The sequence below is a fragment of the Nocardia beijingensis NBRC 16342 genome, from assembly GCF_001612785.1.
GTDB lineage: Bacteria > Actinomycetota > Actinomycetes > Mycobacteriales > Mycobacteriaceae > Nocardia > Nocardia beijingensis.
In genome coordinates this window covers 20,710-44,905 of the sequence record NZ_BDBC01000014.1, presented here as the reverse complement: position 1 = coordinate 44,905, position 24,196 = coordinate 20,710, and the positions used below count along the sequence as shown (strand labels likewise).

The following is a 24,196-nucleotide window of genomic DNA, read 5'->3' as shown; positions in this document are numbered from 1 at the left end:
TGCGGCGGCGCCGAGACGATCAGTATCCCGGCGGCGGCTGGTGCCGGTAGGGATGCTGGGCTTGCGAACTGACGTAACCGAAGTCGTCGGCGACCATCGCCGCCAGCTCCAGCAGCGCCCGCCGCGTCGGCTTGCTCACCAGTTCCAGATCGATCTCCGCGCCCTCGGCGAGGTGATCGTCGAACGGCACGACCTGCACCGCGCGGGTGCGATCGAGGAACAATTTGCGCAGCTGGTCGAGGTCGACGGTGGACGCGCCGCGCCGGGAAGCGTTCACCACCACCACGGTTCGCTCCACCAGCTTGCCGTAGCCGTGGTGGTCGAGCCAGTCCAGCGTGGCCGACGCGCTGCGCGCGCCGTCGATGGCAGGCGAGGTGACCAGCACGAGCGAGCTCGCCATATCCAGCACGCCCGCCATCGCGGAGTGCATCAAGCCGGTGCCGCAGTCGGTCAGGATGATGTTGTAGAACGACTGGAGAATGCCGATCGCCTTGCGGTAGTCCGCTTCGCTGAACGCCTCGGAGACCGCCGGATCCTGTTCGCTGGCGAGCACTTCCAACCGGCTCGGCGCCTGCGAGGTGTGCGCCCGCACGTCGGAGTACCTGGTGATGTGCTGGTCCTCGAGCAGGTTGCGCACGGTGGAGCGAGTCTGGCGCGGCACCCGGTGCGCGAGCGTGCCGAGGTCGGGGTTGGCGTCGATCGCGATCACCCGGTCGCCGCGATGCGAGGCGAAGGTGGAGCCGAGACCGACCGTGGTGGTGGTCTTCCCGACGCCGCCCTTGAGCGACAGGATCGCGATCCGGTAGTCACCGCGCACGGGCTGGTTCACCCGGTCGACGAGGTCCTGGTAGACGATGTCGGCCGCCGACTCGCCCGGGTTGATCATGCCGCCGGACACCTTGTGCACCGCGCGGCGCCACCCGCTGCGCGGCGCCCTGCGGGCGCGCCGGAGCAGATTCAGGTCGTTCACCGAATGTCCGGGCTGGCCGGGCTGCGGCACATGCTGCGGTTGGAACGGCAGCGCGGACTGATGCGGCCCGGGGCCGCCCTGCCAGCTCGGCTGCCCGAGCGGCGGCGGAGGCGGTTGATAGGCCGGCGGCGGAGGCTGATGCGTCACCGGGGGAGGCGGCGGCGCCCAGCTGTAGATGGGGCCGCTGGGCTGATCGGGTTGCGGCGCAGGATGTTCGGGCTGCGCGGAATCCACTGGCGCGTGCCTGGGTAGGCCGTCGCCGCCGATATCTTGGCGGTAGTCCCCGTAACCGGGGTTGGGCTCCGGCGGGGTGGCTACCGGATGGCTACCGCTGTGGCCCTGCGGTGGCTGAAATGCGCCGGGAGCGAACGCCTCCCCGGGAAAGGGTGACGGAGGGGGATACGCGCCGGGCGGCGGCGGGGCGTACGCACCGTAGGGCTCGGCCGGTCCGGCCTGCGGGGGAGCCCAGGCCTGCGCCGGTACGGCGGCTTGCGGGTAGGCCGTGGTCTGCTCCGTCGAGCCTTGCGGCTCCTGCTGTTCGAGGTGGGCGTCCGGCTGCGGCGCCCCGGCCTGCACGTCGGTTTCCTTCGCTTCCGCGCCGCCGATGGGCTCGATCGACGGGTCGCCGGCCGATGACTCCACGTCGCCGGCTTCGGCCGTATCCACGGAATGGCTCTGCAGCCAGGGTGGAGAGGTCGGATTGTGGTCGTTTGTTGTCACGGTTCCCCCATCTGCTCGGGAGTTCGAGCAGAGAGCTCGGCGCTTGGCGTGCGAATCCAACGCTAGCACGGGGTTCGCTACCCCGTGTCGCGGTAGGCATGCCGGGCATGGGGAGGCGGATGAGTGACAAACGGTCTGCGCCAGCGAGATCGGGCGCCGCGCGGTGAACCCGCGCGGCGCCCGTCCGGATGCGTGCCGAGACGCGCTGTCAGTGCGCCCGGTTCACCGCCGACACCACCGCGCGCAGCGACGCGGTCGTGATCGAGGTGGCGATGCCGACGCCCCAGACCACTTTGTCGCCGATCGCGCACTCCACATAGGCGGCGGCCTGCGCGTCGTCGCCCGCGGACATGGCGTGCTCGGAGTAGTCCAGGACCTCGACGTCGAAGCCGACCGCGGCGATCGCGTCGACGAAAGCGGCGAGCGGCCCGTTGCCCTTGCCGGTGATCTCCTGCTCGACGCCGTCGACCTTCACCACGGCCACGATCGAGTCGACCCCGCCGTCGGTCTCCGACGCGGTGACCTTCTGGCGCATCCGCTCCAACGGCCGGATCGGGCTCAAGTACTCCTCGTGGAAGACGTCCCACATCTCCTTGGGCGTCACCTCGCCGCCCTCGCCGTCGGTGATCTTCTGGATCGCCTGGGAGAACTCGATCTGCAACCGCCGCGGCAACGCCAGCCCGTGGTCGGTCTTCATGATGTAGGCGACGCCGCCCTTGCCGGACTGCGAGTTGACCCGGATGACCGCCTCGTAGGTGCGGCCGACGTCCTTCGGGTCGATCGGCAGGTAGGGCACCTCCCAGACGATGTCGTCTACGTCGGCCCCCGCGGCATCGGCCGTGGCCTTCATCGCGTCCAGGCCCTTGTTGATCGCGTCCTGATGGCTGCCGGAGAACGCGGTGTAGACCAGGTCGCCGCCGTACGGGTGCCGCTCGTGCACCGGCAGCTGGTTGCAGTACTCGACGGTGCGGCGCACCTCGTCGATGTCGGAGAAGTTGATCTGTGGATCGACGCCGCGGGAAAACAGGTTCATCCCCAGCGTGACCAGGCACACGTTGCCGGTGCGCTCGCCGTTGCCGAACAGGCAGCCCTCGATCCGGTCCGCGCCTGCCTGGTAGCCCAGTTCTGCGGCGGCCACGGCGGTGCCGCGGTCGTTGTGCGGGTGCAGCGACAGCACGATCGCGTCGCGGCGGGCCAGGTTGCGGCTCATCCACTCGATGGAGTCGGCGTAGACGTTCGGAGTCGCCATCTCCACGGTGGCGGGCAGGTTGATGATCAGCGGCTTCTCCGGCGTCGGGGCGATGATCGCCGACACCGCGTCGCACACATCCTTGGCGTACTCCAGCTCCGTGCCGGTGTAGGACTCCGGGCTGTACTCGTAACGCCAGTTGGTGTCCGGGTAGCGCTGCTCGATCTCCAAGCACAGCGCGGCGGCATCGGTGGCGATCTTCTTGACCGCTTCGCGGTCGGCCCGGAAGACCACCTTGCGTTGCAGGATGGAGGTGGAGTTGTAGAAGTGCACGATGACGTTCTGCGCGCCCGCGCAGGCTTCGAACGTGCGCTCGATCAGCTCGGGGCGGCACTGGGTCAGCACCTGGATGGTCACGTCGTCGGGGATCGCGCCGTCCTCGATGATCTCGCGGACGAAGTCGAAATCGGTCTGGCTGGCCGAGGGGAAGCCGACCTCGATCTCCTTGTAACCCATCCGCACCAGCAGGTCGAACATGCGGCGCTTGCGGGCCGGGCTCATCGGGTCGATCAACGCCTGATTGCCGTCGCGCAGGTCGACCGCGCACCAGGCAGGCGCCCGGTCGATGACCTTGTCCGGCCAGGTGCGGTCGGGCAGCGTGATCGGCTCGACCTCCTCGGCGAACGGCCGGTAACGGAACGTCGGCATCGAGGAGTTCTTCTGCTTGTTCCAACCGGGTTGGTCGGCGGGGGCGGGTTTGCTCGGCGCGGTGATGGTGCGCGCGCCTGATACGAATGCGTCAGCAGGGGACATGGGCGGTTCTCCCGAGGATGTCGTTTTTCCCAATGGGCTGGTCGACCGGCGCGGCGAAACCCCGCGACGGGAGCCGGTCCGATCAGACCCCGTCGCGGCGGTCGAGAAGAAGTGCCCGCTGCATGATGTCCGCGAGTTTACCGTGCCGGCATACCGCCGGGAAGGGAGGTCCCGTCGTCGGGTGATCCGACGACCCCGCTACCGTTCGTCCGGCGGTGAACGACGCTTGTACGGACCCTGGGTCCGACGGGACGTAGAAGGATTGGCAAATGACCTGGCTGGAGCAACTGGCCGTCTTCGGTGCGGGCATCGGGGCGGGCGGCATCAACACGATCGTCGGCTCCGGCACCCTGATCACCTTTCCGGTTCTGCTCGCGTTCGGCCTTCCGCCGGTGACCGCGAATGTGTCCAACACCATCGGTCTGGTTCCCGGCTCGATCAGCGGTGTGCACGGATACCGCCGCGAACTGGCGGGCCAGCGCCGGCGGCTGCTGCGGTTGGGCACCGCGTCGCTGCTCGGCGGCATCACCGGCGCGGTGCTGCTGCTGGTGCTGCCCGCCGCAGCGTTCAAGGCGATCGTGCCCATCCTGATCATCCTGGCATTGGTGCTGGTCGTCGTGCAGCCACGGCTCGCGAACTGGGTCAAGCGCCGCCGGGAGAACGACGGCGCGCCGGTGCCGGAGCACGGGGGACCGATCCTGCTCACCGCGGTCTACGCCGCCGGTGTGTACGGCGGCTACTTCGGCGCGGCGCAAGGCGTGCTGCTGATCGGGTTGCTCGGCGTTTTCGTGCACGACGACATCCAGCGGCTCAACGGGGCGAAGAACGTGCTCGCCCTGATCGTGAACGCGGTCTCCGCGCTGATCTTCATCGTCGTCGCGGACGTGGACTGGCGGGCGGTGGTGCTGATCGCGCTCGGCTCGATCATCGGCGGGCAGCTCGGCGCGCGACTGGGCAGGCGGATGCCGCCGAACCTGTTGCGCGCGGTGATCGTCGTGGTCGGTCTCATCGCGGTGATCCGCTTGGTGACGTCTTAGGCAGGCCGGACGGACCCGTGCCGCGAGATATCAGGGTCGGATGTCAGTCCTCAGGCTGACGACGGCCACCGTGCGCGGGGCACAGGATGAGTGCCGTGCCTAGCTGGAAGATCGTCATCGTCGCCGCGCTCGCCGCGCTGCTGCCCGTGGTGAGCGGCTGCGGCGGCCCGCCGAGCCGACACGAGTCGGCGGTCGCGGATCTGGTCGCGCAAGCCGACGCCGTGCCTGCGCCCCGGCTGGACTGGGCGACGTGCGCGGAGCCGGAACTGCGCGGTTTCGAGTGCGCGACCGCGCAGGTGCCGGTGGACTACGCGCACCCCGACGGGCCGACCCTGGGTCTGGCGCTGGTGCGTCAGCAGGCCGGCGACCCGCAGCGGCGGATCGGCACGCTGTTCGCCGCCGCCGGCGGTCCGGGGAATTCGGGACTGCGCTGGGCGGCCGAGGGCGAACTGCTCGGCGGCGAGCTGGCGCGCCGCTTCGACGTGGTCACCTTCGACCAGCGCGGCGTCGGCCGCAGCGGACAGGTGCGGTGTTTCGCGGACGCCGAGCGGCAGCGGCGGTTCTGGTCCGGCGCGTTGCTTCCGCCCGTCGGCCCGGAGCAGGAGCGCGCGGCCGACGTGGCCAGCCGCGAGCTGGCCGCCGGTTGCGCGGCGCACGGCGGCGCTCTGCTCGGCCACCTGACCACCGTCGACGTGGCGCGCGATCTGGACCTGTTGCGCCGGGCCGTCGGCGACGCCCAGCTGACGTATACGGGCGGTTCCTACGCGAGCTATCTGGGTCAGGTATACGGCGCGCTGTTCGGCGATCGGGTGCGCGCGCTGTCGCTGGCGTCGGTGATCGACCCGGACGCGTACACCAACGACACCCGAAGGGCCATCGAGTCCACCGCCGCCGGGACCGAGGAAGTGCTCGGTGAATTCCTGCGGCTGTGCGCGGCCGCGGGCCAGGAGCGCTGTCCCTTCGCCACGTCGAGCGGTCATGGTGATGTCGTCGTGCGCGCAGGGGCGGGCGATCCCGTCGCCCCCGCGGACCTCCGCGCGCGTGATGACGCCCTCCTGCGACGGCTTCGCGAGGCGCCGCAGGTCGTGGGGACGGGGGAACGGGCGCGGACCGTCACCTACGCCGAGGTGCTGTCGTCGCAGGCGCTCTTGCTGTACGACCCGGAAAAGGGCTGGCCTGCCCTTGCCGCACTGCTCGCGGAACTGGAGCGCGGTCCGGCGGGCAATCCCGCCGCGGTGAGCGAGATTCTCGCGGCCACCGCGCAAACCGGCAATTTCCTCGACTCGTACACCGCGATCTCGTGCGCGGACAACACCTTTCCGCGCGATCCGGGCCAATGGCCCACGATGGCAAGGGATCTGGAGAGTGTGAGCCCGACTTACGGCGCGTTCTGGCTCTGGCTGCACCAGGCGTGCGCCGCTTGGCCGTCCCCGCCGGAGGGATATGCCCAGCGGTACCCCGGGCCGTGGATTCTGCGGTCGGACACCCCCGCTCTGCTGATCGGCAACCGCTTCGACCCCGCCACCCCGCTCGGCGCGGCGCGGCGCGCGCAGCAGGAACTGGTCAACGCCCGGCTGGTCGTCGTGGAGGGCGGGTACGGGCACACGCCGCTCAGCGAATGTGCCCGGAAATTGCGGGAGCGTTATCTCGTCGACTTACAGCTACCCGCCCCCGGCGCGACCTGCCGCGCGGACGAGCTGCCGTTCGAGCGATAGCCGAAACGGATATCTGTTCACAAATCGGGAATACCGGTAATCTGCGCACGCTAAGCCTGATGATGGAAGGTGACCGGTGCGTAGACGTGCCTTGTTCAAGGCGGCTGGCACGGCCGCCCTGCTCGGTGCTGTGGGAACGATGACGGGGACGGGCGCGGCCTCCGCGAATCCGATGTGGGAGGCCCTGTTCCGCGCCTGGGTGCCGGAGATCTTCGCCCCGATTCCCGACCCGCCGGAGCACTCGCCCGCGATTGTCATCGGCTCGGGCTTCGGCGCCGCCGTATCCGCGTTGCGCCTGGCCGAGGCAGGTATCGCCACCACCGTGCTCGAGCGCGGTTCGCGCTGGCCGAACGACCCGTGGCGGGAGATCTTCACCGGCGACGACCTGCCCGACGGCCGCGGCTTCTGGCACCGCACCAACTTCACCGGCGTCACCAAGGTGCCGATGCATTTCGCCAGCTTCGGCGGTGTGCTGGACTGCACCGAATACCCGGGCATCGACGTTTGGCGCGCGGCCGCCGTCGGCGGCGGATCGGTGATCTTCAGCGGTGCCATGATCGCCCCGGAACGCCGCTTCTTCGACCACGTCTTCGGCGGCGTCGTCGACTACGGCGAGATGGAGCGCGTCTACTACCCGCGCGTGCGCGAGATGCTGCGGCTGAGCCCGATGCCGGCGGACATCTACAACTCCGCGCCGTTCGCGCATTCCCGCGCCTGGGACGACCAGGTGCGCAAGGCGGGCTACCAGCCGCAGGCCAACGACTCGATCTTCAACTGGGACATCCTGCGCGCCGAATTGGCCGGAGGGTCGAGGCCTTCCGCGACGGCCGCGCGGAGCAACCTGGGCAACTCCAACGGCGCCAAGTTCGACCTGAATCAGAACTACCTGGCGTACGCGCAGGGCACCGGCCGGTGCGGCGTCTTCCCCGGCCACCGGGTCGACGCCATCGCGCAGGAATCCGGCGGCCGCTACGCGGTCACCGTGGCGAAGCTGTCGCCGACCGGTGACGTGCTGTCCACCCGCACCCTCACCTGCGACCGGCTTTTCCTCGGCGCCGGATCGATCGGCAGCTCCGAACTGCTGGTCCGCGCGCAGGCCACCGGCGCGCTGCCGAACCTGAACGAACACATCGGCGACGGCTGGGGCACCAACGGGGACGTGGTCCTGGCCCGCGGCGCCAGCGCGCTGGCCGGTCAGGGCCAGGGCGTGCCGAGCGCGAGCCGGATCTTCGACGAATCCGCGGTGCCGCTGACCCTGGAGAGCTGGTACATCCCCGGCATTCCGTTCGAGACCGGCGCGCTCGCCTCGCTCGGCATGGTGCTCGACCCGACCCGCACCCGGTTCGGATACGACGGGGCCACCGGCCGGGTCGGGCTGAGCTGGTCGGTCGAGAACCGGAACGAGACCGTCGCGGCGGCGCGCGCCGTCGATCACCGGATCGCCGAGCGAGCCGACGCCCTCGTCGAGTACAGCGCCCTCGGCTACGATGCGAACGCGCTGTTCACCGCCCATCCGCTCGGCGGAGCGGTGCTTGGACGCGCCACCGACGGCTACGGCCGGGTGCACGGGCACCCCGGCCTCTACGTGATGGACGGCGCGGCGATTCCAGGCAGCACCGGAACGGTCAACCCATCGCTGACCATCGCGGCGCTGGCCGAGCGCAATATCGAGGCGATCGTTCGCGCCGGTCGCTGAAGTCCTCCGGGGGCATCGCCATCCGTGCCGAGCGTGCTTTCCGCGTACTAATGTCGGCGGCACCGTTCGGCGTCGAAGGGATCCGCAGTGTCCGCTCCCAGCTCGGGTATCGACAGCTCATCCGTCGAGCGATACGGCCTGCGGGAAACGCCCGAGCCGCAGGACTATCCGCGCAAGCCGCCGATGCTGTGGACGGATTTCGTGATGCTGGCGCTGGCTGTCGTCTCCGTAGCGCTGGTCAGCTGGATCACGTTCTTCCCGGTCTCCGGGCACACCTACCACACGATCATGCTGGTCGACTGGTCGTTGTGCGCGGTCTTCGCGCTCGAGTTCCTGTGGCGCTGGCGTCGCGCGGGCTGGCCATGGACCTTCCCGTTCGTATATTGGTACGAGATCATCGGCATGATCCCGGTGACCAGCCCGTTCTTCCGTGGCTTCCGGCTGCTGCGCATCGTGGTGATCCTTGGCAGGCTCGCCAGGGTGGCCGACCGGGTGTTCGGCGACCGGGTGACCGCCGCGGTGGTGAACCGGTTCGTGGCGACCATCGTCGACACCATCCGCCGTCCGATGACCATCGCGGTGATGGACGAGGTGGCCGAGGTGCTGCGCACCGGCCACTACACCCGCAACATCGCGGCCGCCCTGGAGGAGAACCGCGCCGAGCTGGACGAGATGATCCTGGAGTTGATCAAGAAGGACCCGCAGGCGGGGCGGGTGCGCTACATCCCGTTCCACGACGAGATCATCCGGCTGATCGCCGACACCACGTTCCGCATCGTGTTCCAGGTACTGGAGGATCCGCGCACCGACGAACTCGTCGCGGACTTGCTACGGGAGAACATCGATCAGATCCGCGACGCCGTGCGCGACGGTGTGCGGGTGCCGCCGTCCGCATACGGGCCGACAGGCGCCGAGCACGGCGTTCGGCATCATCTCAATCGGGTACCGCGTGCCTGATCGCGTCCCGCGGCTGCGCCAAACGCACGGTCTCCCAAGCGATCAGCGCGACCAGGACGCCGCACAGCAGGGCCAGCGAAGCCAGCGCGGGCAGGGCGCAGGCCAACGGGATGAGCGCAAGCAGCACCACGACGGCGACGACGCGCGCCACCGTGACGGTGCGCGTGGCGTAGTGCTTGAACCCCACCAGCGCGATCAGATACAGCACGACGCCGCCGTAGAGCGCGTAGAGCGGGATTCCGTACAACGCGTCCCGCAACGTGTGGTGCGAGGAATCCCCCACGTAGTAGAGGACCTTCTTCAGCCCGAGCGACAGCGCGATGATCCCGGCGATCATCGGGAAATGCCAGAAGGTGTAGGAAGCCTGCGCGATCTTGATCTGCCGCCTGCCCTCGGCGTGGACTAGTTCGTGCTCCACCGCGAGAGCCGCGACGTCGAAATACGCCCACCACAGCAGGCCGGAAATGGCGAGGCCGAGCAGCGAACCGAGCGCGATCGGCCAGGAGATCGGCAGGCCGGCCACTCCGATGCCGATCGAGACGATCGATTCACCGAGCGCGACGATGATGATCAGCCCGTATCGCTCGACGAAATGGTTGGCCGAATTCAATCGCCAATCGGTGCCCGCGAACAGGGTCCACAGGTAGTCGCCCGCGATCGCGGCGATCCACAGCGCGATCTGCACCCGACCGGTGGTCAGCGCGGCGATCACCAGCAGTGTGGTGCCGAGGGTGATCGAACCGAGCGCCCAGCGCAGCAGCTGTCCGCGCAATTGCGGGTCCTCGGCGCTGGCCAGCCAGAACATCCCCAGATGCACCAACCGCACGATCAGGTAGGCGATCGCGAAGACCAGCGGCCCGAACCATCCTCCGTCCAGATCCTCGAACGCCTCCGGGATGGTGAGCGCGGCCAGGAAAGCGCCGCCCATGGCCGCGAACATCGCGACTCGCGCGATGCCCTCGTCGGCGCGGACCACGTTCCCGAGCCACGAGTAGGCGATCCACAGCCACCACATCACCGCGAGCACCAGCAGCCCGCGCAGCATGTTCTTCGCGCTGGTCTCCTCCGCGACCAAGCCGGTGACCATGGTGAACGCGAAGACGAGCACCAGGTCGAAGAACAACTCGAGCTGGGTCACCGACGCGCCCTCCGCCATCGGCTGGAACCGCACCCGTTTGGAACCGATCATGCGCTCATCGTCGCACTCCGGCCGATTCCGCGCGGGTCCGCCGCGTGGCCGGGCGGCCGATTTCGCGCAGAGCGCAGCCGTCGGTGCTAGACGGGTAGATAGGTCTCCGTTTCCGGGAACCGCTCGGCGAAATCAATGAAGCACTCCACGACCACCTCGTTGGCCTTGCGGAAAGTGCGCTTGAGCAGAAATCCGGGAACCGGGAGCGGCAGATAGAGCTCGACGTGGTACCAGACGTGCGTGCCGTCGACAGTGTCGGACACTTCGAAAAAACCGCCGCCCCGCACGCCCCTGGTGCTGTCGGCGACGGTCCAGGAGGACCGGTCGTCGGTCCAATCGTATTCCAGCACTTGCAGATCCGAACTGCCGAGTAGCTCCGCCTTGAGGAAGACCCGCCGCGGCCTTCGCCGTGCGTCGCGGGTCGCGACCCGGACGTCGCTGTAGGAGGACGACCATTCCGGAAGCGATTCCACGTCCTTCAGTGCGTCCATGACCTGATCGGGATCGGTGTCGACGAAGAATCGGATATCCGTTTTGGTGCGCATGGCATACCTCCGACCCCCGGATGGACATGTCGGCCGATTGTCTCCGCGTTTTGTCCGGTTCGTCAACCTGACTGTGCCAGACCACATCTCGGTTACCGGGAGAACATGCCGTTATCTGCCCGAGATCGGCGATCGGCAAACAGGGGAACAACTTCCGTCCGGAAGGATGGGGGCCGAGCAGGGGCCGGCGCGCCTACCATCGGATCCGAATGGGCGCCGGTATCCGGAGCCATCGGGACGGGCGGGAGGACGTCATGAAATACGCCGAACTGCTGGCACAGGCGCGGGACGCGATGACGGTGCGCCGGGTTTACGGCGACCCCTACGAAGCGGGCGGGGCGATAGTCATTCCCGCCGCGTCGGTCGGTGGCGGCGGTGGCGGTGGCGGTGGCAACGGGAACGGCGCGGACGGGGAGGGCTCCGGTGAAGGCGCGGCCTTCGGCATCGGCGCCAAGCCGGTCGGCGCTTACGTGCTGCGCGACGGCCGGCTGACCTGGCACCCGGCTGTCGACGTCAACGCGATCATCGAGACGGCGGGCAAGGTGCTGATCGCGGGCATCCTGGCCGTCGCGCTGACCCGCCGTTTCCAGCGAAGCGGGTGATCGGCGCTACGGTCGTTTCCGAGCGATGAGCGCCGGGCCGAGCGGCGGCGAGGCCGCACGCCGCTCGGCCCGGCGCGACGTTCACTTCGAAGCGGCGGGCTCGACGATCGCGTCGGGCCCCGGATACACCAGCGACTCGTGACCGTCGGAGAAGCGCACCAGGTAGGGCGGCGTCCCGTCCGGTCCGCGGACCTCGATGATCTCGGCCAGGTGATCCCCTTCTCCCACCACGTGTCCGTGCACGCAGAGTCGATCTCCTACATGTGCGATCATCGCCCCATTATCGGACGGCAGTGGTGCGCGTCACAACCGCTGCGGCGGGCGCGCGGGCGCTGTCCCACTCGTCCGCGCTGGTCACACGCTCGGCCGGAACTTCGATCAATTCCCCGCCCTGCTCCTCGGTGAGCACTCGGGCAGCGGCAGAGGGGTGGGACCGGCTTCTCGTCGCCCGGCTCAGCTCGCGTCGGTGAGGAAGGACAACCGCACCTGCCGGTCCGGGTTGTCGACATTCAGATCGACCAGCGCGATCGACTGCCACGTGCCGAGGGTCAGTTTCCCGCCGAGCACGGGAACGGTGGCATACGGCGGGATGAGCGCGGGCATCACGTGCGAGCGCCCGTGTCCACGGGAGCCGTGCGCGTGCCGCCACCGATCGTCGGCGGGCAGCAGATCGCGCAGCGCGGCCAGCAGGTCGTCGTCGCTGCGCGCGCCCAGTTCCATGATCGCGATCCCCGCCGTGGCATGCGGCACGAAGACGTGCAGCAGCCCGTCCCCGCCCGCTTCGCGCGCGAATGCCGCGCACTGCGGCGTGATGTCCTGTACCACTTCACTGTGGCCCGTTCGCACCTCCAGCAGTGTGCTCTTCATGCGCCCATCGTCCCCCATCCGCCACGGCCCGCGCGGCGCGATCGGGATCGGATGCCGCTGTGTGCTTTTCCACAAGCCGGGTAGGTAGCGGCAAAACCGCTGGCCCCGGCCGGTACCCTGAATGACTGTTACCAGTTTGTTGTCGATCTTGGAGGACCCTGTCGTGGCTCTCGTGGTTCAGAAGTACGGAGGATCCTCGGTGGCGACCGCCGAGCGGATCCGGCGCGTCGCTGAACGGATCGTGGAGACCAAGAAGCAGGGCCACGACGTGGTGGTCGTCTGCTCCGCCATGGGCGACACCACCGACGAGCTGCTCGACCTCGCTCAGCAGGTGGCGCCGTCGCCGCCGGCCCGCGAGATGGACATGCTGCTCACCTCGGGCGAGCGCATCTCCAACGCGCTGGTCGCCATGGCCATCCACTCGCTGGGCGCGGAGGCCCGCTCGTTCACCGGCTCGCAGGCGGGCGTGATCACCACGGGCGCGCACGGCAACGCGAAGATCATCGACGTCACGCCCGGTCGCGTCCGCGCCGCGCTGGACGAGGGCCTCGTCGTGCTGGTCGCCGGCTTCCAGGGCGTCAGCCAGGACAGCAGGGACGTCACCACGCTCGGTCGCGGCGGCTCGGACACCACGGCGGTCGCGCTGGCCGCCGCGCTGGACGCGGACGTCTGCGAGATCTACACCGACGTGGACGGCGTCTTCACCGCCGACCCCCGGATCGTGCCCGACGCGCAGCGGCTCGAGCAGGTCTCCTACGAGGAGATGCTGGAGCTGGCGGCCTGCGGGGCCAAGGTCCTGATGCTGCGCTGTGTGGAGTACGCCCGCCGCTACAACGTGCCCGTCCACGTGCGCTCGTCCTACACCGACAAGCAGGGCACCTACGTTTACGGATCGATGGAGGACATCCCCTTGGAGCAAGCAATCCTCACTGGCGTCGCGCACGACCGCAGCGAGGCCAAGGTGACCGTGGTCGGGCTGCCGGACGAACCGGGCTACGCCGCCAAAGTGTTCCGCGCCGTGGCCGACGCGGAGATCAACATCGACATGGTCCTGCAGAACATCTCGAAGATCGAGACGGGCAAGACCGACATCACCTTCACGCTGCCGAAGACCGAGGGCGCCCGCGCGGTCGAGATGCTGACCAAGCGCCAGTCCGAGATCGGCTTCTCCCAGGTGCTCTACGACGACCACATCGGCAAGGTGTCGCTGGTCGGCGCCGGCATGAAGAGCCACCCCGGCGTCACCGCGACCTTCTGTGAGGCGCTGGCCAAGGCGGGCGTCAACATCGACCTCATCTCCACCTCCGAGATCCGCATCTCCGTGCTGGTCAAGGACACCGAGCTGGACGAGGCGGTCAAGGTGCTGCACAAGGCGTTCGATCTGGGTGGCGACGAGGTCGCGGTGGTCCACGCGGGAACGGGGCGATAGGTCATGGGAGTTCGCGTAGGAGTCGTCGGCGCGACCGGGCAGGTCGGCGCCGTCATGCGGAAGCTGCTGGAGGAGCGCGACTTCCCGGCCGACGAGGTGCGATTCTTCGCCTCGGCTCGCTCGGCGGGCAAGACGCTGCCGTGGCGCGGCCGCGAGATCGTCGTCGAGGACACCGAGACCGCCGATCCGTCCGGCTTGGACATCGCGTTGTTCTCCGCGGGCGCCACCATGTCCCGGGTGCAGGCGCCGCGCTTCGCCGCCGCGGGCGTCACGGTGATCGACAACTCCTCGGCCTGGCGCAAGGACCCCGATGTCCCGCTGGTGGTCAGCGAGGTCAACCCGGAGCAGGCGCGCAACCTGGCCAAAGGCATCATCGCCAACCCGAACTGCACCACGATGGCGGCCATGCCGGTGCTCAAGCCGCTGCACGATATCGCCGGTCTGCGCCGCCTGATCGTCTCCAGCTACCAGGCGGTCTCCGGCAGCGGCCTGGCCGGTGTCGAAGAGCTGGCAAGCCAGGCCCGCGCGGTGATCGACGACGCCGAGAAGCTGACCCACGACGGCCGCGCCGTCGACTTCCCCGCGCCGAGCAAGTACGTCGCGCCCATCGCGTTCAACGTGCTTCCGCTGGCGGGTTCGCTGGTCGACGACGGCTCCGGCGAGACCGACGAGGACCAGAAGCTGCGCAACGAGAGCCGCAAGATCCTCGGCATCCCGGATCTGGCGGTGAGCGGCACCTGCGTGCGCGTTCCGGTCTTCACCGGCCACTCGCTCTCGGTGAACGCAGAGTTCGCCGAGCCGCTCTCGGTGGAACACGCCAAGGAGATCCTGGCCAAGGCTCCCGGTGTGCGGTTGGTCGACGTGCCGACTCCGCTCGCCGCGGCAGGCATCGATGATTCGCTCGTCGGCCGCATCCGCCAGGACCCCGGTGTGCCGGACGGCCGCGGGCTCGCGCTGTTCATCTCGGGTGACAATCTGCGAAAGGGCGCCGCGCTGAACACCATTCAGATCGCCGAAGTGCTGCTCAGCGACCGCTGAGATTTCCTCGATCGAACGGGCCGTGGACTTCCACGGCCCGTTCGTCGTTTTCGTATTCGCGACCGCGTCCGGGGCATGGGTGGTGGTGCCGATGGAGGCGGTCGGTTTCGTATCGCTGATAACCGCGCTGCGCTGAGCGGGCGGAGGGATCGATCCGCGGCCGGATTCGGCGGGCGCTTCTGGAACGGATCAGCGGACGCGCAGGCCGTCGAAGACGACGGCGAAGGTGCGCTCGCGCTGCGCGGGGGTGGCGGTGCCGTGCGTGGCGAGGAACGCGCCTTTGATGACGCGCATCAGGTCATCGACCTCGATGTCGGTGCGCACGCCGCCCGCCTCCTGCGCGCGGGTGAGCAGCGTGCCGATGGCCGCGTTGAGTTCGTGCACGGGCCGCAGATACGCGGGGGCGTCCTGGCCGCCGACGGCGTCGGCGAGATCGCGCTTGACGCTGCCCTCCGCCACGAGCGCGGCCAGGAAGTCGAAGAACGCGGACACCGGTTCCGCGGCGTCGGCCGATTCCCGCGCCAGCGCGATGATCCGGTCCACGCGGTCCACGATCGCCGCCTCGAACAGCGCTTCTTTCGTGGGGAAGTGCCGGTAGACGGTGCCCGCGCCGACACCGGCCCGCCGTGCGATCTCGTCCAGCGGCACCGAGAGCCCTTCGGCGGCGAACGCTTCCTGCGCTGCTGCCAAAACCCGCTCGCGGTTACGGCGAGCGTCGGCGCGCATGGGTCGGCGCTCGGGTTCGGTCACGAGCCAGGAGTCTACTGTTGACAAGCGGGGCGAGCGTTCCGGATGATAAGCGGGTCTTGCGTTCCGCTTATCTGGAGGTGTCCGATGGCTGATGGTCCGTCCGTGGAGAGCCCGCGGGAGCTGGTCGAGCGATTGTTCGGCGACCTGCGCGCACGCGATGCCGACGCGTTCGTCGCGCTGCTCGCGCCCGACGCGGTCTTCGAAATCCCGTTCACCGTGCCTGGCCTTCCGAGCCGTTTGGAAGGCAGGGAGGCGATCCGCGAGCACTTGGCGCAACGATGGTCGGGCCTGTCCGGAATCGAAGTGCACGCGATTCATCCCCGGGTCTACGAGACCACCGACCCCGAAGTGCTGCTCGTGGAGAACGAGGTCGACATGACCGTCCCCGGCTCCGGCCGCGCCCGGGTACGCACGTCGGTCAACGTCGTCCGGGTCCGCGACGGCCGAGTGGTGCTCTTCCGCGACTACATGGACACCGCCCGCTTCGCCCGCCTGGCCATGAGCTGAGTTCCGCTCCGCGGGCGTGTGCCGGTCGAGTGGTGCCATATGTTGTACGACTGGCTAGGAGGAAGCATGGCTTCGGCGATCACGGCGAGCGAGGCGCGAAAGAACCTGTTTCCCCTGGTGCGGAAGGTCAACGAGGATCACGACACGATCGAGATCGTGTCGAAAGGGGGGAACGCGGTGTTGATGTCCAAGGAGGACTACGACTCGCTGATGACGACCGTGGAGCTGTTGAGCGGACGCGACGGGGCGCGCCTACGCCGCTCGATCCAAGAGCTCGAGGGTGGTGGCGGCGTCGAACGCGATCTCATCGAATGAAGGTCGTGTGCTCCGAATCCGCATGGGAGGAATACTCGGCCTGGCTGCAGCGTGACCGGCTCGTATCGAAGAAGGTCAATGTGCTGATCAAAGCCATTCTGTGCGATCCGTTCGAAGGGACCGGCAAGCCCGAGCCCTTGAAGCACGACTTGGCGGGGTACTGGTCTCGCCGGTTCACGCAGGAGCATCGGCTCGTCTATCGAGTCGTCGACGATGCGGTGTGGATCGCCAAGGTCGGAAAGCACTACGACTGACGGCGGGCCGCACGCGGAAAAAGGCCTCGCTCGTCGCGCGGCGCGGCTGTTAGCCTGCGCCGATGGCGAACCCTCATCCTCATGTGTATCTCGGCGACCGGATCGTCGCGGCCGAAGCGGCCACGGTGAGCGTCGCATCGTCGGCGGTGTTGTACGGACTGAGTGTCTACACCGTTTTCCCGGTGCATGTGGATGGGGCAGCGCGGACGGCGTTCCGTTTGGACGACCATTTCCGCAGGCTCGAGGAGTCCTGCAAGATCATCGGGATGGATCGGTTCGCGGCCGAGTGGGATTACGCGCGGTTCCGTGCGGCCGTCGTGGAATTGGTCGCGGCGAACGCTCCGCGCGAGGACGTCTTCGTGCGGGCGACGGTGCACGTGGTCGAGTCCATTCCGGGCACGCGGGTGCGCGGCTGTGCCATTCGGGTCAGCATGTTCGTCTACGACGCGGTGCCCATCGTCCCGCAGGACGGCATGCGCCTGAAATCCAGTCCGTGGCGGCGCATTCCGGACAACGCGATCCCCTCTCGCGCGAAAGTCAACGGCGCGTATGTGAACTCGGTGCTGGCCAAGCAGGACGCGATCGACAGCGGCTACGACGACTGCGTCTTCCTCGACGGCAACGGGCACGTCTGCGAACTCAGCGCCGCGAACATCTTCCTCGTCCGCAACGGCACGCTGATCACGCCCGACGTCTCTTGCGACATCCTCGACGGCATCAACCGCAGGACCGTTCTCACCTTGGCGGCCGAAGACGGGATTCCGGTGGTGGAACGCACCGTCGATCTCACCGAGCTGTACATCGCCGACGAGGTGTTCGTCACCGGCACGTCGTCCGGCGCCGCGCCGGTCGTCGAGGTGGACGGCCGCCTGGTCGCCGACGGCGTCCCCGGCCCGATCTCCCAGGCGCTGCGCAAACGCCATCATGCCGCGCTGCGCACCGATGACGTGCACGGCTGGGTCACGGAGCTGACCCGGTAGCGGCAGGTCAGCGGATCGCCGGGGTGCGCGGGTCGGGTCCGAGGCAGACCAGGATGGCGCAACCCGGCGGGGTGTCCGCGAACGGCGGATCCAGCGGGTGATTCAGGCACGCGAAGACGTTGCAGCCCGGATAGGCGGCGGGACCGAGGCCGAACACGGCGATCAGGATGTCCGTGTCGACGAAACGGCGTGGGTCCAGCCGCAGCGGCGGCTCCACATACGGGCCGGGATCGGGTACCGGCCGGTCGTAGAACGCGTCGAACACCTTGCGGAAGAACTCGTAGGGCAATTCCTGGGTGTTCTGCACGACGCCGGACACACCCTGGCTGCTGACGTTCCCGAAGACCCCGGTCCACACCACCGTGAGGTCGAGGCTGGGTATGACGAAGACGTTCTGCATGCCGAGTCCGGCCATCGCGTAGACGTCGTCGGGCAGGAAGTCGGCGATCTCCGCGCAACCGCCGCCGAGCCAGAACAGGTACCCGTAGCACGAGTTCGTCGGTGAGGGCGTGCGCGCCTTGCGCAGGTAGTCGCGGGAGACGATCTGCTGTTCGCCCCAGCGCCCGTTGTTGCTCACCAGGAGCCCGAGCTTCGCGAAATCGTTCGGCGGGATCATCAGATGCGCGTAGCCGTAGGTGTGCCCGGAGCGGTCCTGCGCCCAGTAATAGTCGCTGCGCGGGATCCCGAGCGGATCGAACAATTCGCGCTGCGCGAAATCTTGCAGAGGTTCGCCGACGGCCAGCTCCAGCACGTAGGACAAGAGGTCGACATTGCGCTGGCTGTAGGAGAAGACGGTGCCCGGCGGATTGTCCAGCGGCACGCCCAGCGCCTGCACCGCGCTGTCCGGATCGACCGGGATCACGCCGGTGACGCCCTCGGTCAGCACCCCGACCCGCATGCCAGAGGTCTCGGTGAGCAGATTCTCGACGGTGATCGACCGGTGCGGGGCATCACCGAGCCCGGGCGGGAGATAGCGGTCGATGGGCGCGTGGAGATCGAGTGCGCCACGATCCCAGGCGATTCCCGCGAGCAGCGAGACGACGCTCTTGGTCGCGCTCCAGATGTTCCACGCCACGTTGCCGGTCTGGTCGTTCGTCGGCCCTTCGCCGATGAGGCAGTTGTGCCGGAACACCTGGACGTTGAAACGGTTTCGACTGTTCGCGAAGGTCAACGCGTCCCGCAGCTTCGCGGAATCCAACCCGACTTGCTCCGGCGCCGCCCGCTCCAGATCCCGCCCTGAGGTGACCGCGCAATGCGCCTCGTCACCGGTAGCGGCGACCGCGCTTCCGGCGAAAAGGTTGCCCGCCACCAGCGAAACCGCCGCGATTCCCGCCAGGAATCCACCGAAGCGTCCCATGTGCAAAAGGCTAGCGCCATCCCGCCTGTCCACGCGGTAAACAGGCGGGGAACTGGACGTCTGATATCCCGCATCGAGGCGCGGAACGGGCACGGGCATTCGCGGGGTCCGCGCGGCACCGATACCGAGCAGGCGTGAGGAGTTGTCGTCGGTCCGGTGGTCTATCCCATCCACTGTCGCGGTCGGTTCTCCGGTCGGATCATCGGCCGTTGGGCCAAGCCGGACGCAGGCAGCGCGACCCTGCCCCGCCGCGACCGTTTCGGCGGTCGCGCTGGCCCCGTCTACACCGAGGCGCCGAGTAGAGGTCGGCGAATCGGCTGAAGACGGCGTCGGGCGGACGGCTCCGGCCGCTGGCGAATGTGCTCACTCAGCACATGCAGGGCTGTGCCGGAGGGGTTGTGAATCGGCTGAGGGCGGGGGACGGCTCCGGCCGCTAGGGGTAGCGCTCACCCAACACATGCGGCGCTGCGCTGAATAGAGGCGGTGAATCGGCTTAGGACGGGGTCCGGGCGGACGGCTCCGGCCGCTTAGCGGTAGCGCTTACCGACCACGTACAGCGCGGCCCCCAGGACGAGCGCGCCGAGTCCGGCGAGTACGGAGCCGAGCGGCAGGGCGAATGCGACGACGACGCACCCCACCGCGCCGACCACGGGAATCCACCGGGGTGGCCGGTTCTCCTCGGCGGTCAGTGTGGCGGCGGAGATGTTGGCGATCAAGTAGTAGAACAGCACCGTGAACGAGGAGAATCCGATGGCCGCGCGAACATCGAACAGTGCGGCGACCACGGCGACGATCCCGCCGACCACCAGTTCGGCGCGGTGCGGCACCCCGAACCGCGGATGCACGGCGGCGAGCGCGCCGGGCAGATAGCGGTCCCGCGCCATGGCCAGCACCGTGCGGGATACGCCGAGGAGCAGGGCGAGCAGCGATCCGGCCGCCGCGAGCACCGCGCTGATCCGCACCACCGGCGCGGCAGCGGGAACGCCCGCCACGCTGACCATTCGCGCCAGCGGGTCGGTGGCAGCGGCCAGTCCTGCGGAGCCGAGCACGCTCAGCGTCGCGACCGCCACCAGCGCGTAGACCGCGAGTGCGAGCGCTAGCGCGAGCATGATGGCGCGGGGGATGGTGCGCTGTGGTTCGAGTACCTCCTCGCCGAGCGTGGCGATGCGCGCGTACCCCGCGAACGCGAAGAACAGCAGTCCCGCCGCCGTGAGCACGTCGCGCGGACCGATCCGGTCGGGCAGAGCGGTTGCCGCCGAATGCGTTCCGAGCAGCCCGATCACGATCACCGCGGCGAGTACCGCGAGCACCACGCCGACGAGCACCCGAGTCGCGAACGCCGACTTCTGTACACCCGTGTAATTGATCGCGGTGATCGCCACCACGGCGGCCACCGCCACGGCGTGTGCCTGCTCGGGCCAGGCATAGCTACCGACCGTCAGCGCCATCGCCGCGCATGAAGCCGTCTTCCCCGCGACGAACCCCCATCCGGCGAGATACCCCCAGAGACGACCGAGCCGCTCCCGCCCGTACACATACGTGCCCCCGGAAACCGGATATCGCGCCGCCAGCCGCGCCGACGACGTCGCATTGCAATACGCCACCACCGCCGCCACCGCGAGCGCCACCAGCAGCCAACTCCCGGCCGCGTCCGCCGCAGGCGCAAGCGCCGCGAAGATCCCCGCCCCCACCATCGCCCCCAACCCGATGACCACCGAATCGGCAAGCCCGAGCCGCCGCCGCAACCCCCCATCCACCGACGCCATACCCCGCATCCTTCCCCACCACCCCCGCCTCCGCAGCGCGACTTCGCGAGTGGCACACGGCTACGGCGAAACGCGAGAAGCCCTCACAACCATGTGCCACTCGCGGGGCGGGCCGGTGGACGACACAGCGCCGCCAGGTCGGGATGACCTGGCGGCGCTGTTGGCTGGGACACCTGGTTGGTGTCGGGGCCGTCGACGTCCCACAAGCGCCTCTCGGCGGGTGGTCGCTCGAAGCGACAAAGGGTGCGGCCCGGGGCTGTCCGGACGCCAGCGGTGGGTGTCGACGTCCCACAAGCGCCTCTCGGCGGGTGGTCGCTCGAAGCGACGAAGGGTGCGGCCCGGGGCTGTCCGGACGCCGACAGGGGGTTCAACCACGCGCTGCCGGAAGCTATTCCGCCGAGAATTTGTGACGCTCGCCACTTCATATAGCACCTGGTCGCATGCGGAAGGGGCGCGTCGGGCAGTTGCGGATCGAGGTGTTTTCTGGAGTGATTCCACTCTCTTTTCTTGACTAGTTCCAGAAAAGCGTCAGAATCGAAGTATGCACACCAACGGCACTGCCTCACGTGAGTGGCTGCGAGCAGCGGGTTTGCGGGTCACCGCGCCGCGGCTCGCGGTACTGGACGCGGTCGCGGCGCGGCCGCATTCGGATGCCGACACGGTGGCCGCCACCGTCCGGGAAGCGCTGGGCTCGGTGTCCACGCAGGCCGTCTACGACGTCTTGCACGCGTGCGTGCGCGCCGGGATCCTGCGGCGGATCGAGCCCGCGGGTTCGTCCGCGCTGTACGAAACCCGGATCGGTGACAACCACCACCATCTGGTGTGCCGAAGCTGCGGTGCGGTCGTCGACGTCGACTGCGCCGTGGGCCGAGCCCCATGCCTCGACCCGTCGGACGCGCACGGATTCGTGGTCGACGAAGCCGAGGTCGTCTTCTGGGGGCTGTGCCCGACCTGCCGTTCCGAGTAGCGGTCCACCCGCCCCGGGCAGCCCAACCCGGGAAACGATGTTCACCAGCCGAGGAGTCTTCCATGACCAAACCGACAACCACGAACACCGGCATCCCGGTCGAGAGCGACGACGAATCGCTCACCGCGGGCAGGCAGGGCCCGATCCTGCTGCACGATCACTACCTCATCGAGAAGCTGGCCCAGTTCAATCGCGAACGGGTGCCGGAACGCATCGTGCACGCGAAGGGCTCCGGCGCATACGGTGAGCTCGTCGTGACCAACGACGTCAGCAAGTACACCAAGGCGAAGCTGTTCCAGCCCGGTGCCCGCACCGAATCGCTGGCGCGGTTCTCCACCGTGGCCGGCGAGCAGGGCAGCCCGGACACCTGGCGTGACCCGCGCGGATTCGCGGTGAAGTTCTACACCGAGGACGGCAACTACGACCTCGTCGGCAACAACACGCCGATCTTCTTCATCAAGGACCCGATCAAGTTCCCCGACTTCATCCGATCGCAGAAGCGCCTGCCAGGCAACGGCCTTCGCGATCACAACATGCAGTGGGATTTCTGGACCCTGCGTCCCGAGACCGCGCACCAGGTGACCTGGTTGATGGGCGATCGCGGCATCCCGAAGACCTACCGGCACATGAACGGCTACGGTTCGCACACCTACCAGTGGATCAACGCCACGGGTGAGCGCTTCTGGGTCAAGTACCACTTCAAGACCGATCAGGGCATCGACTTCCTGACCCAGGCCGAGGCCGACCGGATCGCCGGCGAGGACGCCGATTACCACCGCAAGGACCTGTGGGAGGCGATCGAGCGCGGCGACTACCCGAGCTGGACGGTGTACGTCCAGGTCATGCCGGTCGCGGAGGCGGAAGGCTACCGATTCAATCCGTTCGACCTGACCAAGGTGTGGTCGCACAAGGACTACCCCCTGATCGAGGTCGGCAAGTGGACGCTGAACCGCAACCCGCGCAACTACTTCGTCGACATCGAGCAGGCCGCGTTCGAGCCGTCGAACGTCGTTCCCGGCATCGGGTTCTCGCCGGACAAGATGCTGCTCGGCCGCGTCTTCGCCTACGCGGACGCGCATCGTTACCGCATCGGCACGAATTACGCGCAGCTGCCGCCGAATCAGGCCAGGGCCGCGGAGGTGAACTCCTACTCCAAGGAGGGCGCCATGCGGTATCACTACAACGACCCGAATGTGCCGGTGTACGCGCCCAATTCGTTCGGCGGACCGCACGCCGACCCGGAAACGGCGGCGGACGGCGGCATCTGGGACTTCGATCCGACCATCGTGCGCGCGGGCTACGTCCAGCACGCCGAGGACGGCGACTTCACCCAGGCGGGCACCCTCGTCCGCGAGGTCCTCGACGACGCGCAGCGAGAACGCTTGGTGGACAACATCGTCGGCCACGTGCTCGGCGGTGTCCGCGAGCCGGTGCTGAGCCGGGTCTTCCAGTACTGGAAGAACGTGGACGCCGATCTGGGCAAGCGGGTCGAGGAGGGCGTGCGCGCCGGACTCGACAGCTCGCAGGGCTGATCGATCGCTTCGAAGGCAGGTGCGCGGAATCGCGCACCTGCCTTCGGCGTGTCCGGCCGCCACTGTTCGCCTGGTAGGTGCTCGGGTGCCAGAGTGTGGGCATGTCTCGGCTGACACGTGACTACCGGGTGGCGCCGGCGGCCGCACTGGCGCTGCTGGCCGGTTGCTCCGCAGGCTCGGTGATCCGGCCAGCAGACTCGACCGCTGGGAGACCGAACTGAACACCGCGATCCCCGGTGACAAGACGGGCACCGGCTCCTACGGCTGCGCCAACGACGTCGCGATCGTCTGGCCCGATGGTGGCCGGGAGCCGATCGTGATCGCGATCATGAGTCGCAAGCCGGATGCCGATGCCGAGGTGAACAACGATCTGCTGGTGGACGTGACGCGGATGGCCCTGGACGGGCTCCGCTGACCGGTCGGCGCGAGACAAGTGAGCGAATAACGACGACCTGTAGTAGACCTGGCCGGGTCAGGCGGCCAGGTTCGGACACCTACAGCAGGCCCCACCAGTAGAGCAGGGTCGCCAGAATCCAGACCACCACGGTTTCCATCGTCGCTCCCAATCCATTTGGCGCACTCGTGACCATCATCCCGCGATCCGGCCCCGGGCGGTAGGCGCTTGCCGGGTCACCACCTGGTGAATCCCGCTCACCTGCGATTTCGATCTTGCAAGGTGTTCTTAAGAGCGCGCCAAGCCCGTGCCTGCATTGTTTGTCTCGCGGGAGGGACATACCCAGCACCGCGAGGTGCGAACCGAGAAACGGCCTGTCTCGAGGGGTGACAGGCCGGGCCTCGGGGGTGGGTGTCCGCCGGGCCGGTCTACGAGGGGTGGCCGGCCCGGCGGACGCGGGACGCGGAGCGGTCGCTCGCGCTGGCTCTTCCTGGAGCTGACCGGCAACGAAGACGGCGTTGCCGCTGCCGAAGGTAACCCACGAGTGTGCGGCGCCGGGTTCGACGCGAGGCGGACGCGGCCGGGCTGGTCGGCATGGTGATCGGCC

General features: G+C 68.4%; 23 protein-coding genes. 14 read left to right on the top strand and 9 right to left on the bottom strand.

The features are described from left to right. Positions 1–19: 19 nt before the first annotated feature. Together NB3_RS09505 and leuA are read right to left on the bottom strand one after the other, a co-directional pair. A complete protein-coding gene (locus tag NB3_RS09505; protein WP_371855891.1) occupies positions 20–1,546 on the bottom strand; it encodes a MinD/ParA family ATP-binding protein in 1,527 nt (508 codons plus the stop codon). Positions 1,547–1,898: 352 nt separating this feature from the next. Continuing rightward, entirely contained in the window at positions 1,899–3,692 is a 1,794-nt protein-coding gene (gene leuA / locus NB3_RS09500; protein ID WP_067799732.1) for a 2-isopropylmalate synthase, read from the bottom strand. 269 nt (positions 3,693–3,961) lie between these two features. Between leuA and NB3_RS09495 the strand changes: the two genes are divergently transcribed. The 4 genes from NB3_RS09495 to NB3_RS09480 all read left to right on the top strand — a co-directional run bounded on the left by NB3_RS09495 (position 3,962) and on the right by NB3_RS09480 (position 9,097). Next, the gene (locus tag NB3_RS09495) at positions 3,962–4,729 is read left to right on the top strand and encodes a sulfite exporter TauE/SafE family protein (protein WP_067799728.1); all 768 of its coding nucleotides are present in this window, start codon (positions 3,962–3,964) and stop codon (positions 4,727–4,729) included. A 95-nt stretch (positions 4,730–4,824) separates the two neighbouring features. Further along, positions 4,825–6,444 carry an alpha/beta hydrolase gene (locus NB3_RS09490; protein ID WP_244891827.1) on the top strand — a complete coding sequence of 540 codons (1,620 nt, stop codon included), beginning with the start codon at positions 4,825–4,827 and terminating at the stop codon, positions 6,442–6,444. Positions 6,445–6,520: 76 nt separating this feature from the next. Beyond that, entirely contained in the window at positions 6,521–8,140 is a 1,620-nt protein-coding gene (locus NB3_RS09485; protein ID WP_067799722.1) for a GMC oxidoreductase, read from the top strand. Positions 8,141–8,227: 87 nt separating this feature from the next. Next, on the top strand, positions 8,228–9,097 hold the full coding sequence (locus tag NB3_RS09480; protein ID WP_244891826.1) for an ion transporter: 870 nt from the start codon (positions 8,228–8,230) through the stop codon (positions 9,095–9,097). Here NB3_RS09480 and NB3_RS09475 read toward each other — a convergent pair. Together NB3_RS09475 and NB3_RS09470 are read right to left on the bottom strand one after the other, a co-directional pair. Continuing rightward, positions 9,075–10,286: a low temperature requirement protein A gene (locus NB3_RS09475; protein WP_067799719.1), complete on the bottom strand. Its 1,212-nt coding sequence runs from the start codon at positions 10,284–10,286 to the stop codon at positions 9,075–9,077. The genes NB3_RS09480 and NB3_RS09475 overlap by 23 nt on opposite strands. Positions 10,287–10,372: 86 nt before the next feature. After that, a complete protein-coding gene (locus tag NB3_RS09470) occupies positions 10,373–10,831 on the bottom strand; it encodes an SRPBCC family protein (protein ID WP_067799717.1) in 459 nt (152 codons plus the stop codon). Between the two features lie 209 nt (positions 10,832–11,040). Here NB3_RS09470 and NB3_RS09465 point away from each other — a divergent pair, with 209 nt between their 5' ends. Then, the gene (locus NB3_RS09465; RefSeq protein WP_169810664.1) at positions 11,041–11,433 is read left to right on the top strand and encodes a sporulation protein; all 393 of its coding nucleotides are present in this window, start codon (positions 11,041–11,043) and stop codon (positions 11,431–11,433) included. Between the two features lie 81 nt (positions 11,434–11,514). On the opposite strand, the gene NB3_RS09460 is transcribed toward NB3_RS09465, so the two are convergent. Together NB3_RS09460 and NB3_RS09455 are read right to left on the bottom strand one after the other, a co-directional pair. Next, complete coding sequence (locus tag NB3_RS09460) at positions 11,515–11,706, bottom strand: DUF1918 domain-containing protein (protein WP_067799714.1); 192 nt, start codon at positions 11,704–11,706, stop codon at positions 11,515–11,517. 180 nt (positions 11,707–11,886) lie between these two features. Beyond that, entirely contained in the window at positions 11,887–12,300 is a 414-nt protein-coding gene (locus NB3_RS09455) for a secondary thiamine-phosphate synthase enzyme YjbQ (RefSeq protein ID WP_067799843.1), read from the bottom strand. 163 nt (positions 12,301–12,463) lie between these two features. Here NB3_RS09455 and NB3_RS09450 point away from each other — a divergent pair, with 163 nt between their 5' ends. Together NB3_RS09450 and NB3_RS09445 are read left to right on the top strand one after the other, a co-directional pair. Beyond that, positions 12,464–13,729, top strand: coding sequence for an aspartate kinase (locus NB3_RS09450; protein ID WP_067799711.1), 1,266 nt, complete (start codon positions 12,464–12,466; stop codon positions 13,727–13,729). A 3-nt stretch (positions 13,730–13,732) separates the two neighbouring features. Continuing rightward, a complete protein-coding gene (locus NB3_RS09445) occupies positions 13,733–14,767 on the top strand; it encodes an aspartate-semialdehyde dehydrogenase (protein ID WP_067799707.1) in 1,035 nt (344 codons plus the stop codon). A gap of 189 nt (positions 14,768–14,956) precedes the next feature. Here NB3_RS09445 and NB3_RS09440 read toward each other — a convergent pair whose 3' ends face one another. Further along, a complete protein-coding gene (locus NB3_RS09440; RefSeq protein WP_067799704.1) occupies positions 14,957–15,493 on the bottom strand; it encodes a TetR/AcrR family transcriptional regulator in 537 nt (178 codons plus the stop codon). Positions 15,494–15,601: 108 nt separating this feature from the next. On the opposite strand from NB3_RS09440, the gene NB3_RS09435 reads away from it, so the two are divergent. From NB3_RS09435 to NB3_RS09420, 4 genes are all read left to right on the top strand, one after another. After that, on the top strand, positions 15,602–16,024 hold the full coding sequence (locus tag NB3_RS09435; protein WP_067799702.1) for a nuclear transport factor 2 family protein: 423 nt from the start codon (positions 15,602–15,604) through the stop codon (positions 16,022–16,024). 66 nt (positions 16,025–16,090) lie between these two features. Beyond that, on the top strand, positions 16,091–16,339 hold the full coding sequence (locus NB3_RS09430; protein WP_067799699.1) for a type II toxin-antitoxin system Phd/YefM family antitoxin: 249 nt from the start codon (positions 16,091–16,093) through the stop codon (positions 16,337–16,339). After that, on the top strand, positions 16,336–16,593 hold the full coding sequence (locus tag NB3_RS09425) for a Txe/YoeB family addiction module toxin (RefSeq protein ID WP_067799696.1): 258 nt from the start codon (positions 16,336–16,338) through the stop codon (positions 16,591–16,593). Before NB3_RS09430 ends, NB3_RS09425 begins: the two co-directional genes overlap by 4 nt. 62 nt (positions 16,594–16,655) lie before the next feature. Then, positions 16,656–17,573, top strand: a complete 918-nt coding sequence (locus NB3_RS09420; RefSeq protein ID WP_067799693.1) for an aminotransferase class IV — start codon at positions 16,656–16,658, stop codon at positions 17,571–17,573. Positions 17,574–17,580: 7 nt separating this feature from the next. Here NB3_RS09420 and NB3_RS09415 read toward each other — a convergent pair whose 3' ends face one another. Together NB3_RS09415 and NB3_RS09410 are read right to left on the bottom strand one after the other, a co-directional pair. Then, positions 17,581–18,930 (bottom strand): serine hydrolase domain-containing protein, encoded by a 1,350-nt coding sequence (locus NB3_RS09415; RefSeq protein WP_067799690.1) that lies wholly within the window; start codon positions 18,928–18,930, stop codon positions 17,581–17,583. 527 nt (positions 18,931–19,457) lie between these two features. Beyond that, a complete protein-coding gene (locus tag NB3_RS09410) occupies positions 19,458–20,696 on the bottom strand; it encodes an APC family permease (RefSeq protein ID WP_067799687.1) in 1,239 nt (412 codons plus the stop codon). A gap of 541 nt (positions 20,697–21,237) precedes the next feature. Here NB3_RS09410 and NB3_RS09405 point away from each other — a divergent pair. The 3 genes from NB3_RS09405 to NB3_RS09395 all read left to right on the top strand — a co-directional run bounded on the left by NB3_RS09405 (position 21,238) and on the right by NB3_RS09395 (position 23,610). Further along, a complete protein-coding gene (locus NB3_RS09405) occupies positions 21,238–21,663 on the top strand; it encodes a Fur family transcriptional regulator (protein WP_067799685.1) in 426 nt (141 codons plus the stop codon). Between the two features lie 62 nt (positions 21,664–21,725). Further along, positions 21,726–23,195, top strand: coding sequence for a catalase (locus NB3_RS09400; RefSeq protein WP_067799682.1), 1,470 nt, complete (start codon positions 21,726–21,728; stop codon positions 23,193–23,195). Between the two features lie 163 nt (positions 23,196–23,358). After that, complete coding sequence (locus tag NB3_RS09395) at positions 23,359–23,610, top strand: serine hydrolase (protein WP_067799679.1); 252 nt, start codon at positions 23,359–23,361, stop codon at positions 23,608–23,610. The last annotated feature ends 586 nt before the right edge of the window (positions 23,611–24,196 follow it).